Annotated in this window: 13 protein-coding genes; 9 read left to right on the top strand and 4 right to left on the bottom strand. The window is 70.4% G+C overall.

Going from position 1 to position 13293, the window contains the following annotated elements; translation table 11 throughout:
• Positions 1-90 precede the first annotated feature (90 nt).
• Both ABZ098_RS39995 and ABZ098_RS39990 read left to right on the top strand, forming a co-directional pair.
• Positions 91-951 (top strand): metallophosphoesterase, encoded by an 861-nt coding sequence (locus tag ABZ098_RS39995; RefSeq protein WP_356599069.1) that lies wholly within the window; start codon positions 91-93, stop codon positions 949-951.
• Positions 948-1658: a 4'-phosphopantetheinyl transferase superfamily protein gene (locus tag ABZ098_RS39990; RefSeq protein ID WP_356599067.1), complete on the top strand. Its 711-nt coding sequence runs from the start codon at positions 948-950 to the stop codon at positions 1656-1658. Before ABZ098_RS39995 ends, ABZ098_RS39990 begins: the two co-directional genes overlap by 4 nt.
• Positions 1659-1698: 40 nt before the next feature.
• Here ABZ098_RS39990 and ABZ098_RS39985 read toward each other — a convergent pair whose 3' ends face one another.
• The 3 genes from ABZ098_RS39985 to ABZ098_RS39975 form a co-directional block, all read right to left on the bottom strand.
• Positions 1699-1938 (bottom strand): hypothetical protein, encoded by a 240-nt coding sequence (locus ABZ098_RS39985; protein ID WP_356599065.1) that lies wholly within the window; start codon positions 1936-1938, stop codon positions 1699-1701.
• Between the two features lie 236 nt (positions 1939-2174).
• Positions 2175-2705, bottom strand: coding sequence for a toxin-antitoxin system, toxin component (locus ABZ098_RS39980; protein ID WP_356599227.1), 531 nt, complete (start codon positions 2703-2705; stop codon positions 2175-2177).
• A gap of 31 nt (positions 2706-2736) precedes the next feature.
• Positions 2737-3393: a helix-turn-helix transcriptional regulator gene (locus tag ABZ098_RS39975; protein ID WP_356599063.1), complete on the bottom strand. Its 657-nt coding sequence runs from the start codon at positions 3391-3393 to the stop codon at positions 2737-2739.
• 225 nt (positions 3394-3618) lie between these two features.
• Here ABZ098_RS39975 and ABZ098_RS39970 point away from each other — a divergent pair, with 225 nt between their 5' ends.
• The 7 genes from ABZ098_RS39970 (at position 3619) to ABZ098_RS39940 (ending at position 12486) form a co-directional block, all read left to right on the top strand.
• Positions 3619-4269 carry a hypothetical protein gene (locus tag ABZ098_RS39970; protein ID WP_356599061.1) on the top strand — a complete coding sequence of 217 codons (651 nt, stop codon included), beginning with the start codon at positions 3619-3621 and terminating at the stop codon, positions 4267-4269.
• 133 nt (positions 4270-4402) lie between these two features.
• On the top strand, positions 4403-5398 hold the full coding sequence (locus tag ABZ098_RS39965) for a LacI family DNA-binding transcriptional regulator (protein ID WP_356599059.1): 996 nt from the start codon (positions 4403-4405) through the stop codon (positions 5396-5398).
• Between the two features lie 121 nt (positions 5399-5519).
• Positions 5520-6866, top strand: a complete 1347-nt coding sequence (locus ABZ098_RS39960; protein ID WP_356599057.1) for a sugar ABC transporter substrate-binding protein — start codon at positions 5520-5522, stop codon at positions 6864-6866.
• Positions 6867-6871: 5 nt separating this feature from the next.
• The gene (locus ABZ098_RS39955; protein ID WP_356599055.1) at positions 6872-7828 is read left to right on the top strand and encodes a sugar ABC transporter permease; all 957 of its coding nucleotides are present in this window, start codon (positions 6872-6874) and stop codon (positions 7826-7828) included.
• Entirely contained in the window at positions 7825-8685 is an 861-nt protein-coding gene (locus ABZ098_RS39950; RefSeq protein WP_356599053.1) for a carbohydrate ABC transporter permease, read from the top strand. The genes ABZ098_RS39955 and ABZ098_RS39950 overlap by 4 nt, the downstream gene beginning before the upstream one ends.
• A 27-nt stretch (positions 8686-8712) precedes the next feature.
• Positions 8713-10293: an alpha-amylase family glycosyl hydrolase gene (locus ABZ098_RS39945; protein ID WP_356599051.1), complete on the top strand. Its 1581-nt coding sequence runs from the start codon at positions 8713-8715 to the stop codon at positions 10291-10293.
• 33 nt (positions 10294-10326) lie between these two features.
• The gene (locus ABZ098_RS39940) at positions 10327-12486 is read left to right on the top strand and encodes a discoidin domain-containing protein (RefSeq protein WP_356599049.1); all 2160 of its coding nucleotides are present in this window, start codon (positions 10327-10329) and stop codon (positions 12484-12486) included.
• On the opposite strand, the gene ABZ098_RS39935 is transcribed toward ABZ098_RS39940, so the two are convergent.
• Positions 12455-13279 (bottom strand): ABC transporter ATP-binding protein, encoded by an 825-nt coding sequence (locus ABZ098_RS39935; protein WP_356599046.1) that lies wholly within the window; start codon positions 13277-13279, stop codon positions 12455-12457. The genes ABZ098_RS39940 and ABZ098_RS39935 overlap by 32 nt on opposite strands.
• Between the last annotated feature and the right edge of the window lie 14 nt (positions 13280-13293).

Below are 13293 nucleotides of genomic sequence, written 5' to 3'. Positions count from 1 at the left end.
CGCTGCACCGCCGCTGCTCCGACCCACTCTTGTACCGGGAAAACAAATGTGTTTCCGTGGTCCCACTCGGGTGCTCGGAGGGGGCGAGAGGTGACGTCTACGGCCGGCGGCGCGGCACAGCTTCTGGCCGTCAGCGACCTGCACATCGGCTATCCCGAGAACCGCTCCCTCGTCGAGCGGATGCGCCCCGGCACCGACGACGACTGGCTCCTGGTGGCCGGTGACGTCGCCGAGACCGTCGACGACGTCCGCTGGGCCCTCCAGACCCTCGCCGGCCGCTTCCGTCAGGTCGTCTGGGCACCCGGCAACCACGAACTGTGGACCCTCCCCAAGGACACCGTCACCCTGCGCGGGGTCGCCCGCTACGAGCACCTCGTCGCGATGTGCCGGGACCTCGGCGTCCTCACGCCGGAGGACCCCTATCCCGTCTGGGACGGCCCCGGCGGCCCCGTCGCCGTCGCCCCGCTGTTCCTGCTGTACGACTACTCGTTCCTGCCCGCCGGCTGCACCACCAAGGAGCAGGGGCTGGAGTACGCGCACGGCACCGGCGTCGTCTGCAACGACGAGTACCTGCTGCACCCCGACCCCTACCCCTCTCGCGAGGCCTGGTGCCGGGCCCGGGTCGAGGAGACCGAGCGCAGGCTCGCCGCCCTCCCCGACGACCTGCCCACCGTGCTGGTCAACCACTACCCGCTGGACCGGCACCCCACGGACGTCCTGTGGTACCCCGAGTTCGCGATGTGGTGCGGCACCACACTGACCGCCGACTGGCACCGCAGGTTCCGCGTCGAGACCATGGTCTACGGCCACCTGCACATCCCGCGGACCACCTGGCACGAGGGCGTCCGCTTCGAGGAGGTCTCGGTGGGCTACCCGCGCGAGTGGCGCAAGCGGGCGGAGCCGCCCGGGCGGCTGCGCAGGATCGTGCCCGGGGAGGTCGGCGCGCTGTGATCGAGGAACTCCTGCCGGACTCGGTCGTGGCCGTGGAGGTCCATGGCCACGACGAGCCGGACAAGGCCACCCTGTATCCCGAGGAAGCCGCGCTCGTCGCGCTCGCCGTCCCCAAACGGCGCCGTGAGTTCGCCGTCGTGCGGGCCTGCGCACGACGGGCCATGGAGAAGCTCGGGGTGCCGCCGCAGCCGATCCTGCCCGGGGAGCGCGGCGCCCCGCGGTGGCCGGCCGGCCTCACCGGCAGCATGACCCACTGCGACGGCTACGGCGCCGCCGCCCTGGTCCGCGCCGCCGACCTGGCCTCCCTCGGCATCGACGCCGAACCCCACGGACCGCTCCCCGAGGGCGTGCTGGAGAGCGTCTCCCTGCCGGGCGAGCGGGTCAGGCTCCGGGAACTCGCCGAGGCACACCCCGCGGTCCACTGGGACCGGCTGCTGTTCAGCGCCAAGGAGTCCGTCTACAAGGCGTGGTTCCCGCTCACCGGCAAGTGGCTGGAGTTCACCGAGGCCGACATACACATCCTCGTCGACCTCGGACAGCCCGGCGGCGGCATCCTGCGCGCCGAACTCCTCGTCCCCGGTCCGCTGGTCGGCGGCGAGCGGCGCGGCGTCTTCGAGGGCCGCTGGACGGTCCGCGCCGGTCTGGTCGCCACGTCGATGACCGTGCCGCACGCCGGAACGCACGGCACGGTGTCCGGCCCCGCCTAGGGCACGCCCCGCGACGCCGGCCTGATCCACACGGCAGGCCCTAGCCCTCCGGTGGGCACCAGCTCCGCAGCAGCCTGAAGAACGCCTCCTCGTTGCCCGCGAGCCCCGCGTCCGCCAGGGCCTGCTCGGCCTCGGCGAGGACCGCCGGCGGGACGACCGGGGGCCGGGCGGTGTCGGGCGGGCCGGCCGCGGTGTCGAAGGCGGCTCGGACCGTGTGCAGCAGCCGCAGATACGCCTGGACGGCGGTGCGCTCACGGTCGGTCAGTACGGCGGTGGGCATCGGCGGCTCTCCCCAAGTCGACGTCGGTCGCGCCCCCGGACGAGGCGCGTCGGTCGCACGCCACACGGGCGTGCGTCTCCAGCTTGCCGTCCGCCACTGACAATCCGGCTTCCGCGCCCGTTCCTTCGCCCGCTCAGCGGATGCCGAACCTCACCGGTCACCGCCGCCGAGCGACCGTGACGGAGGACCGGAGCCGCCCGACCTGGGCCGACCGCCACCGCCACCTGCCCGCGCCCTCAGCTCTGGGGCCCCAGATACCCCAGCGAGACCTCGATCCGCCCCGCCAGACGGTCCCGCTGCACCGGCCCCCGCACCGGCGAACCCGCGAGCCACGTCCGGCACTTGCTGGCCAGCAGCAGGCCGAAGCTCTCCGCCTCCCGCTCCTCGTCGAGGTCGAAGCGGCTGCGGGCGGCGACCTTGCGGACCGTGGCCTGGAGATCGGCGTCGTCGTGGAGGAGCCGGGCGGCGACCGCGGCACCCTCGACGTGGTGGGAGCAGTGGCCGGCGTTCATGTGCCACAGCTCGTGACCGAGGATGACCAACTGGTGGTCGGGCGCGGTGCGTTCCTCGATCACCACCAGGTCCTGGTCGGCCATGTCGAGCCACAGTCCGCTGGCCGTGCCGGGCGGGAAGGGCGCCGTACGGAAGTGGACCGGGCGGCCCCGGCGTCTGCTCATCGCGTCGCACAGGGCGCCGTAGAGGTCCTCGGGCCGTGCCGGGGCGTCGAGTTCCAGCTCTGCCACCAACTCGCCGCTCAGGCGGCGCATGTGCTTACCGATGCCCACATTTTCTCCCGGATCAGGACTCGGGCCGCTTGACGCTCTCCAGGAGCATGTCCAGCCACTCGGCGACCTTGTCACGGTGCTGGTCGGTGGGGAGCTGCGCGGCCCGCCACGCGATGCCGCGGACCCCGTGGTCCATCAGCAGCCGTTCCAACGGGTCACGGGCGGCCGCCGCGGCCTCCCGCTCCCGGTCGGCGAGTTTGTGCAGAAGTTCCTGCTCGGTGTGCTGGAGGGCACCCGCGAGCGCCTCGGGGTCCTCGGCCGTGAGGAAACCGGCGTGGACCCGGAAGAACCGCTGGATGGCGTCGCAGTGCTCCATGGTGGGGCGCCGGTCGCCGTTGATGAGGGCGCCCGCCTGCTGACGGGACATGCCCGCGCCGTCGGCGATCTCCTGCTGGGTGTACTTGCGGCCGTTGGGCTTCAGACGGGTGCGGCGCAGCAGGTCCAGACGCTGCAGGAACCGCGCCTGGACGTCCGGTTCGCCCGCCGGGCGCCCGCTCAGCAGGACCTTGACCACGGGTTCGGGTACGCCGGAGGCGACGGACAGACGGCCGGTGTCGAAGACCTGCGCGTGCGGTACGCCGAGCCGGTCGGCGAGTGCGGTGACGCGGGCGACGACGGCCGTCAGCACGACCGTTGCCGCGTCGTCCGGGCTCTCGAAGCCATCCGACACCGACAGATCTCCTACGTCTCTCACCCGACTTCTCACAGGCGGTCCACCGTGAACTTCCCGGAGAGTAGCCCGTTGTTCGAACTCACATCCAGGTCTCGCCACAACTGTGGCCAATTTCAGCCGTCAACCGCTGTGGAATGCCACGATAGTTGACACGCCTCGCTCCGGGGAAGCAGGATCAAGGCGCCGCGTGAAGGCCGCATAGGCAAGAGGGGTGACCTCCCGATGGCGTATCAGGCAGGTGGGCAGCGGTCGGAACTGCGGCCCGTCCCCGAAGGGCTCGAAGCCCAGGCGTACCTTCAGGACTACGCCACACTCCTGGAAGCCGTCCCCTTCCCGTCCGTCGTCCTCGACCACCGCTGGGACGTCGTGCTCGCCAACACCGCTTTCGCGTCACTTTTCCGTGCCGTGGGTCCGCATCCGACGGCCATGCCCGGTGACAACTTCCTCCGGTTCGTCCTCTTCCATCCCGACGCGGGCAGCGTCCTCGGAGAGCACGAGTCGCGCTGGTGTCTGCCGATGCTCGCGCACTTCGCCGCCGCGGTGGAGCGGCACGGCCACGACCACGGCCTCCAGGCGATCCGCCGGGACATCGCCCAGGACCCGATCATGGACGCCGCCTACCGGCACGGCCTGCCGCACTGGATCCGCGCGGTCGGCGAACAGGCCGTGGAGCACGACGGCTCGGTACGCCCGCTCGTGCACCCCGACCCGCGCTGGGGCGCCACCGACTGCCGGGTCGTCGACGAGACCCCGCGCACCCTGCGCGAACTGGGCTACACCAGACTGACCCTGGTGCTCCGCCCGGCTCCCACCAGGCGCCGCCCGCGGCGCGCTGCGGCCCACCTCACGGTGGTGCCCACCCCCGAGGCCTGACGGGCACCGTCGGCGTTCAGGTCGTCGACGGCGCCTCGTCAGTACTTGTCGGTCCCCGTAGTACTTGCCGACCCCCGTGAAGCATGCTGCGACAACGCAAGCCGCTTGCATTACTTGCGCTATTCTTGCGCGCATGACGCGACGACTTGCCGAAGTTGCCAAGAAGGTCGGGGTCAGCGAGGCCACGGTCAGCCGGGTGCTCAACGGCAAGCCGGGGGTCTCCGAGGGCACCCGGCAGGCGGTGCTGTCCGCGCTGGACGTGCTCGGGTACGAGCGGCCCACGCAGTTGCGCGGTGAGCGGGCCCGGCTCGTGGGGCTGGTGCTGCCGGAGCTCCAGAACCCGATCTTCCCGGCGTTCGCCGAGGTCATCGGCGGCGCGCTGGCCCAGCTCGGGCTGACGCCGGTGCTGTGCACACAGACCAAGGGCGGGGTCTCCGAGGCCGACTACGTGGACCTCCTGTTGCAGCAGCAGGTCTCCGGTGTCGTGTTCGCCGGCGGGCTCTACGCCCAGGCGGACGCGCCGCACGACCACTACCGGCGGCTCGCCGACCGGAACATCCCGGTGGTCCTGGTCAACGCCGCCATCGACGACCTCGGTTTCCCCGGCGTCTCCTGCGACGACACGGTGGCCGTCGAGCAGGCCTGGCGGCATCTCGCCTCCCTGGGGCACGAGCGGATCGGGCTGGTGCTGGGGCCCGCCGACCACGTGCCGTCGGCGCGGAAGCTGGCCGCCGCACAGGGGCTCGGCGAACTGCCCGACGAGCGGGTCGCGCGGGCCATGTTCTCCATCGAGGGCGGTCACGCGGCGGCCGCCCGGCTCATCGACCGCGGGGTCACCGGCTTCATCTGCGCCAGCGACCCCCTCGCCCTCGGCGTCATCCGGGCCGCCCGCCGCAAGGGGCTCGACGTGCCGGGCCAGGTGTCGGTCGTCGGCTACGACGACTCCGCCCTGATGAACTGCACCGAACCCCCGCTGACCACCGTCCGCCAGCCCATCGAGGCCATGGGCCGGGCCGCCGTGGAGCTGCTGAACGCGCAGGTCGGCGGCAGTGCCGTGCCGACGGAGGAGCTGCTCTTCGAGCCCGAGCTGGTGGTCCGGGGGTCCACCGCGCAAGCCCCTCGCGGCTGAGTCCCCGCTCCCCGTCCCCACGCTGTCGAATAATTACATATTCTGCGCGACATCTTGCGGTCAGATGTCGGCGGTGCTTGAGTGTGCGGCGCCCACCGCTCCTGCCACGAGGGGTCCACCGATGAGAAGCACCGGGTACCGCCGTACCGTCGCCGCGCTCAGCGTCTGTTCCCTTGCCCTCGCCGTCTCCGCCTGTGGATCGGGCGACGACACGGCGAGCGGCAAGACCCGCATCACGGTCAACTGCATGCCGCCCAAGAGCGCCGAGGTCGACCGGCGGTTCTTCGAGGAGGACATCGCGTCCTTCGAGAAACAGCACCCGGACATCGACGTCGTCGCGCACGACGCCTTCCCCTGCCAGGATCCCAAGACCTTCGACGCCAAGCTCGCCGGCGGTCAGATGGAGGACGTCTTCTACACGTACTTCACCGACGCCAAGCACGTCGTGGACATCAACCAGGCGGCCGATCTCACCCCGTATGTCAAGGAGTTGAAGAGCTACGGCACCCTCCAGCAGCAGCTCCGCGACATCTACACGGTCGACGGGAAGATCTACGGCATCCCGCGCACCGGCTACTCGATGGGCCTGATCTACAACAAGGCGCTCTTCGCGAAAGCCGGCCTCGACCCCGAGCAACCCCCCACCACATGGGCGGAGTTGCGGGCCGACGCCAAGAAGATCGCCGCACTCGGCGACGGCACCGTCGGATACGCCGACTACAGCGCCCAGAACCAAGGGGGCTGGCACTTCACCGCCGAGCTGTACTCGCAGGGCGGCGACGTCGTCAGTGCCGACGGCAAGAAGGCCACCATCGACACCCCCGAGGGCCGCGCGGTCCTCCAGAACCTCCACGACATGCGCTGGACCGACGAGTCCATGGGCAGCAAGCAGCTCCTCGTCATCAACGACGTCCAGCAGATGATGGGTTCGGGCAAGCTCGGCATGTACCTCTCCGCCCCGGACAACATCCCGATCCTGGTCAAGGAGAAGGGCGGCAACTACAAGGACCTCGCCCTAGCGCCCATGCCCGGAGGCAAGGGCACGCTCATCGGCGGCGACGGCTACATGGTCAACAAGAAGGCGAGCCCCGACCAGATCAGGGCCGCCCTCAAGTGGCTCGACCACATGTTCCTCACCCCCGGCGACGGATTCCTCGGCGACTACGCCCGCGCCAAGAAGGCCGACGCCCCGGTCGGCCTGCCCGAACCGCGCCTGTTCACCGGCGCCGCCGACGCCAAGGACCAGCAGGTCAAGAAGGCCAACGCCAATGTGCCCGTGGAGAACTACCAGGCCTTCCTCGACGGCAACCAGAGCCTGACGATGAAGATCGAGCCGCCGAACGCCCAGCAGATCTACTCCGTCCTCGACAGCGCCGTCTCCGCCGTGCTCACCAAGGAGGACGCCGACATCGACCAGCTCCTCAGGGACGCCTCCGGCAAGATCGACGGCATCCTGGCCCGGAGCTGACCCCCATGAAGACGGTGGAAAGCCCGCCCCACGAGGCCATCACCATCCCCCCGATCCAGGCGCCGCCTCCCGCAGGGGACCGGAGGCGGCGCCGCCTCGCCGACCAGGCCCGCGCCTACGGCTTCCTCCTCGGCGGCCTCCTCTGCTTCGCGCTCTTCTCCTGGTACCCGGCGATCCGCGCCGTCGTGATCGCCTTCCAGAAGTACACGCCGGGCTCCGAGCCCGAATGGGTCGGCACCGCCAACTTCACCCGCGTCTGGCACGACCCGGAGTTCACCGCCGCCTGGCGCAACACCCTCGCCTTCACCCTGCTGGCGCTGCTCATCGGCTTCGCGATCCCCTTCGTCATGGCGCTGGTCCTCAACGAGCTGCGACACGCGAAGGCGTTCTTCCGGGTCGTGGTCTATCTGCCGGTCATGATCCCGCCGGTGGTCAGCGCCCTGCTCTGGAAGTGGTTCTACGACCCGGGGGCCGGCCTCGCCAACGAGGCGCTGCGCTTCCTGCACCTGCCCACCTCGAACTGGTCCAACGGCGCCGACACCGCGCTCGTCTCCCTGGTGATCGTCGCGACCTGGGCCAACATGGGCGGCACGGTCCTGATCTACCTGGCCGCCCTCCAGTCCATCCCCGGCGAGCTGTACGAGGCCGCCGAACTGGACGGCGCGAACCTCCTCCAGCGAGTCCGCCATGTGACGGTCCCGCAGACCAGGTTCGTGATCCTGATGCTGATGCTCCTTCAGATCATCGCCACCATGCAGGTGTTCACCGAACCGTTCGTGATCACCGGCGGCGGACCCGAGAACGCCACGGTCACCGTCCTCTACCTGATCTACAAGTACGCCTTCCTCTACAACGACTTCGGCGGCGCCTGCGCCCTGAGCGTGATGCTCCTGCTGCTCCTCGGCGCCTTCTCCGCCGTCTACCTGCGGCTGACCCGGTCCGCCGAGGGGGACCCCGCATGAGCACCCGCACCCTGATCTCCCCGGCGACGCTCGCCCGCCCGCGCGGCAGGGCCGCCTACTGGACGGTGTTCGGCACGGTCGTCGTCCTCTTCGCGCTCGCGTTCCTCTTCCCGGTCTACTGGATGGTCACCGGCGCGATGAAGTCACCGGACGAGGTGACGCGCACCCCGCCCACCCTCGTCCCCGAGCAGTGGCACCTCGACGGCTACACCGACGCCTGGGACCTCATGCAGCTCCCGCGGCACCTGTGGAACACGGTGGTCCAGGCCGCCGGTGCCTGGGCGTTCCAGCTCGTCCTGTGCACGGCCGCCGCCTACGCCCTGTCCCGGCTGCGGCCCGTCCTAGGCAAGGTGGTCCTCGCCGGCATTCTCGCCACACTGATGGTCCCGGCCCAGGCCCTGGTGGTACCGAAGTACCTGACCGTGGCGGACCTCGGACTGTTGAACGACCCCCTCGCCATCTGGCTGCCGGCCGTCGCCAACGCCTTCAACCTGTACCTGCTCAAGCGGTTCTTCGACCAGCTTCCGCGCGATGTGATGGAGGCCGCCGAGATCGACGGTGCCGGAAAGCTGCGCACCCTGTGGTCGATCGTGCTGCCCATGTCGAGGCCCGTCCTCGGCGTGGTGTCGATCTTCGCCCTGGTCGCCGTCTGGCAGGACTTCCTCTGGCCGCTGATGGTCTTCTCCGACACCGACGAGCAGCCCATCAGCGTGGCGCTCGTCCAGCTCTCGCAGAACATCCAGCTGACCGTGCTCATCGCCGCGATGGTCATCGCCAGCATCCCGATGGTCGCCCTGTTCCTCGTCTTTCAACGGCACATCGTCGCCGGGATCAGCGCGGGCAGCACGAAGGGCTGACCTCCTCTCCGCAGAAAGGCAGGCTCCGTGGCACAGCAGGACTGGTGGCGCTCCGCCGTCATCTACCAGGTCTACGTCCGCAGCTTCGCCGACGGCGACGGGGACGGCACCGGTGACCTCGCCGGAGTGCGCGCCAGGCTGCCGTACCTCGCCGAACTCGGCGTGGACGCGCTGTGGTTCAACCCCTGGTACCTCTCGCCGATGAAGGACGGCGGCTACGACGTCGCCGACTACCGCGCCATCGACCCGGCCTTCGGCACCCTCGCCGAGGCGGAGAAGCTGATCGCGGAGGCAGGCGAGCGGGGTATCCGCACGGTCGTCGACATCGTCCCCAACCACGTCTCCGACCAACACCCCTGGTTCCAGGCGGCATTGCGGGCGGGCCCGGGAAGCCCCGAGCGCGAGCTGTTCCACTTCCGGCGCGGGCGCGGGAAGCACGGCGAACTCCCGCCCAACGACTGGCCGTCGCAGTTCGTCGGTTCCACCGAGCCGGTGTGGACGCGGCTGCCCGACGGCGACTGGTACCTGCACCTGTTCACCCCGGAACAGCCCGACCTCAACTGGGCCCACCCGGCCGTCCGCCAGGAGCACGAGGACATCCTGCGCTTCTGGTTCGAACGGGGAGTGGCGGGCGTCCGCATCGACTCGGCCGCCCTGCTCGCCAAGGACCCCGCGCTGCCCGACCTCGCCGACGGAGCCGACCCGCACCCCTTCGTCGACCGCGACGAACTCCATGACATCTACCGCTCCTGGCGGGCCGTCGCCGACGAGTACGACGGGGTCTTCGTCGGCGAGGTCTGGCTCCCGGACACCGAACGCTTCGCCCGCTACCTGCGCCCCGACGAGCTGCACACCGCCTTCAACTTCTCCTTCCTCTCCTGCCCCTGGGACGCCGGGCGGCTGCGCACCTCGATCGACACGACCCTGGCCGAGCACGCCCCGGTCGGCGCCCCCGCCACCTGGGTGCTGTGCAACCACGACGTCACCCGCACGGTCACCCGCTACGGCCGTACGGACACCGGCTTCGACTTCGCGGCCAAGGCCTTCGGCACCCCGACCGACCTCGCCCTCGGCACCCGGCGCGCCCGAGCGGCGGCGCTGCTCACGCTCGCCCTGCCCGGAGCCGTCTACGTCTACCAGGGCGAGGAACTCGGCCTGCCCGAGGCGGACATCCCGCGCGACCGCATCGAGGACCCGATGCACTTCCGGTCCGGCGGCACGGATCCCGGGCGGGACGGGTGCCGGGTGCCGTTGCCATGGGTGGCGGTGGCGCCTCATGCGGGCTTCGGCGGCGAGCCCTGGCTGCCGCAGCCCGCCGACTGGGCGTCGTACGCGGTCGACCGGCAGAGCGCGGACCCGGCGTCGATGCTCACCCTCTACCGCGAGGCCATCCGGATCCGGCCGGTCTTCGGCGAGGGCCCGCTGAGCTGGCTGCCCGCACCCGAGGGCGTCCTCGCCTTCACCCGCGCCGGCGGGGCCCTGTGCGTGGTGAATCTCGCCGACACCCCGGCCGACCTCCCCGCACACACCCGACTGCTGCTCGCCAGCGGCCCCTTGGACTCGCGGGGCCGACTGCCGAAGGACACGGCGGTCTGGCTGCACGGCTGAGACCGCGACACCCCCACACGAAGGGATCAGCAGATGCATAAATCTGTCAGGGGCATGCCAATAATTGTCACGGTGGCCCTCACCACCGCCCTCCTCACCGCCACGGCACCCACCGCCCACGCGGCCGCGGGTGCCACGCTCCCCTTCACCTCGGTCGAGGCCGAGTCCGCCACCACGAGCGGCACGAGGATCGGGCCTGATCACACGCAGGGCACGCTCGCCTCGGAGGCGTCCGGACGGCAGGCGGTACGGATCGGCGCGGGCCAGCGCGTCGAGTTCACCGTGCCGCGCGCGGCCAACGCCGTGAACGTCGCCTACAGCGTCCCGGACGGCCAGTCGGGCACGCTTAACGTCTACGTCAACGGCACCAGGCTCGCGAGGACGCTCCCGGTCACCTCCAAGTACTCCTACATCGACACCAGTTGGATCCCAGGAGCGCGGACCCACCACTTCTTCGACAACGCCCGCCTCCTGCTGGGCCAGAACGTCCAGGCGGGCGACAAGGTCGCCTTCGAGTCGACCGGGACCCAGGTCACCGTCGACGTGGCCGACTTCGAGCAGGTCGCGGCGGCCGCCGGTCAGCCCGCCGGATCCGTGTCCGTCACCTCCAAGGGTGCCGACCCCACCGGCAACGGCGACTCCACCCAGGCATTCCGGGACGCGATCTCCGCCGCCCAGGGGGGAGTGGTCTGGATCCCGCCGGGCGACTACAGGCTCACCTCCGCGCTCAACGGCGTCCAGAACGTCACCCTCCAGGGCGCCGGGAGCTGGCACTCGGTCGTGCACTCCTCCCGGTTCATCGACCAGTCCAACTCCTCGGGGAACGTGCACATCAAGGACTTCGCGGTCATCGGCGAGGTCACCGAGCGCGTCGACTCCAACCCGGACAACTTCGTCAACGGCTCGCTCGGCGCGCGCTCCAGCGTGTCCGGCATGTGGCTCCAGCACCTCAAGGTCGGCCTGTGGCTGACGGGCGACAACGACAACCTCGTCGTGGAGAACAACCGCTTCCTCGACATGACGGCCGACGGCCTCAACCTCAACGGCAACGCCCGCGGCGTGCGTGTCCGGAACAACTTCCTGCGCAACCAGGGCGACGACGCCCTCGCCATGTGGTCCCTGTACGCCCCGGACACCGACAGCAGCTTCGAGAACAACACCATCACCCAGCCGAACCTCGCCAACGGCATCGCGATCTACGGCGGTACCGACATCGCGGTGAAGAACAACCTGGTCTCCGACACCAACGCCCTCGGCAGCGGCATCGCGATCTCCAACCAGAAGTTCCTCGACCCGTTCTTCCCGCTGGCCGGCACCATCACCGTCGACGGCAACACCCTCGTCCGCACCGGCGCCATGAACCCCAACTGGAACCACCCCATGGGGGCCTTGCGGGTCGACTCCTACGACAGCGCCGTCAACGCGACCGTCAGCATCACCAACACCACCATCACCGACAGCCCTTACAGCGCCTTCGAGTTCGTGTCCGGCGGGGGACAGGGCCACCCGGTCCGAAACGTCACCGTGGACGGCGCGACCGTCCGCAACACCGGTACGGTCGTCGTGCAGGCCGAGGCCCAGGGCGCCGCGACCTTCCGCAACGTCACGGCGACCGGCGTCGGCGCGGCAGGCGTCTACAACTGCCCCTACCCGGCGAGCTCCGGCACCTTCGCCCTCACCGACGGCGGCGGCAACTCGGGCTGGAACAGCACCTGGTCGGACTGCTCGACCTGGCCGCAGCCGGGGCAGGGCAACCCGGACCCGGACCCGAACCGCAACCTCGCCAAGGGCCGTCCGGCCACCGCCACCGGCTCCCAGGACGTCTACACGCCCGGCAAGGCCGTCGACGGGGACGCGAACACCTACTGGGAGTCCACCAACAACGCGTTCCCGCAGTCCTGGACAGTGGACCTGGGGTCGGCCGAGCCGGTGCGCAGGCTGGTGCTGAAGCTGCCTCCCCAGAGCGCCTGGCAGGCCCGCACCCAGACCGTCACCGTGCTGGGCAGCACCGACGGCACCACCTACACCACCGTCGTCGGCGCCCGGGGCTACCGCTTCGACCCGGCCACCGGCAACACGGCCACCGTCACCCTGCCCGGCACCGGCCTGCGGTACCTGCGGCTGTCGGTGAGCGCCAACACCGGCTGGCCCGCCGGGCAGTTCAGTGAAGTGGAGGCGTATCGGACCTCGTGACCGGAGCGTCCCGCACGACCCCGCGTTTCGCCGCCTGGATCTGCTCGTACACATGGGTGCGCAGTTCGGCGAAGCGCGGGGCCACCCGCGTGTGCAACTGGTCCCGCTCGTCCGGCAGATCGACCTTGAGCTGCTCCTGCACGACGGTGGGGGAGGCGGACAGCACGATCACGCGTTCGCCCAGGTACACGGCCTCGTCGATGTCGTGGGTGACGAAGAGGATGGTGATGCCGCGCTCCCGCCACAGCCGGCGTACGAGGTCCTCCAGATCGGCCCGGGTCTGTGCGTCCACCGCCGCGAACGGCTCGTCCATCAGCAGCACCTCGGGCTCGTACGCGAGGGCGCGGGCGATGGCGACGCGCTGCTGCATACCGCCGGACAGCTGCCAGGGATACGCCCCGGCTGCCTCCGTGAGGTCCACCGACTCCAGGGCGTCGGCGACCAGCTCACGTCGTCTCGTCTTGCTCAAGCCCTTCTGTTTCAAAGGGAGTTCGACGTTGTCCGCCACCCGCATCCAGGGGAACAGGCTGCGGCCGTACTCCTGGAAGACGAAGGCCATCCCGGGCGGGGGGCCGCTCACCGTCCGGCCCGACAGGCGGACTTCGCCGGACGTCGGCGTGAGCAGGCCGCCCATGCACTTCAGCAGGGTCGTCTTGCCGCAGCCCGAGGGGCCGACCAGACACACGAGTTCGCCCGCGTCGACGGTGAAGGTCAGATCACGCACCGCCTCCACGCGGCGCCCGGACCCCTCGTAGACCTTCCGCAGGCCGGATACGTCAAGAAGCGCGTGCATGGACCGCCCTTTCG

Origin of the sequence: Streptomyces sp. NPDC006335 (assembly GCF_040612795.1) — a bacterium.
Lineage (GTDB): Bacteria > Actinomycetota > Actinomycetes > Streptomycetales > Streptomycetaceae > Streptomyces.
The sequence above is the reverse complement of the archived record's forward strand: the minus strand, read 5'-3'. Positions and strand labels throughout refer to the sequence as shown.

What these genes read in the sequence shown, in the direction of transcription:
- ABZ098_RS39940 (WP_356599049.1), top strand. Translation starts at nt 10,327, where the DNA reads ATGCATAAATCTGTCAGGGGCATGCCAATAATTGTCACGGTGGCCCTC.
- ABZ098_RS39935 (WP_356599046.1), bottom strand. Translation starts at nt 13,279, where the DNA reads ATGCACGCGCTTCTTGACGTATCCGGCCTGCGGAAGGTCTACGAGGGG.
- ABZ098_RS39950 (WP_356599053.1), top strand. Translation starts at nt 7,825, where the DNA reads ATGAGCACCCGCACCCTGATCTCCCCGGCGACGCTCGCCCGCCCGCGC.
- ABZ098_RS39980 (WP_356599227.1), bottom strand. Translation starts at nt 2,705, where the DNA reads ATGCGCCGCCTGAGCGGCGAGTTGGTGGCAGAGCTGGAACTCGACGCC.
- ABZ098_RS39970 (WP_356599061.1), top strand. Translation starts at nt 3,619, where the DNA reads ATGGCGTATCAGGCAGGTGGGCAGCGGTCGGAACTGCGGCCCGTCCCC.
- ABZ098_RS39955 (WP_356599055.1), top strand. Translation starts at nt 6,872, where the DNA reads ATGAAGACGGTGGAAAGCCCGCCCCACGAGGCCATCACCATCCCCCCG.
- ABZ098_RS39985 (WP_356599065.1), bottom strand. Translation starts at nt 1,938, where the DNA reads ATGCCCACCGCCGTACTGACCGACCGTGAGCGCACCGCCGTCCAGGCG.
- ABZ098_RS39965 (WP_356599059.1), top strand. Translation starts at nt 4,403, where the DNA reads ATGACGCGACGACTTGCCGAAGTTGCCAAGAAGGTCGGGGTCAGCGAG.
- ABZ098_RS39960 (WP_356599057.1), top strand. Translation starts at nt 5,520, where the DNA reads ATGAGAAGCACCGGGTACCGCCGTACCGTCGCCGCGCTCAGCGTCTGT.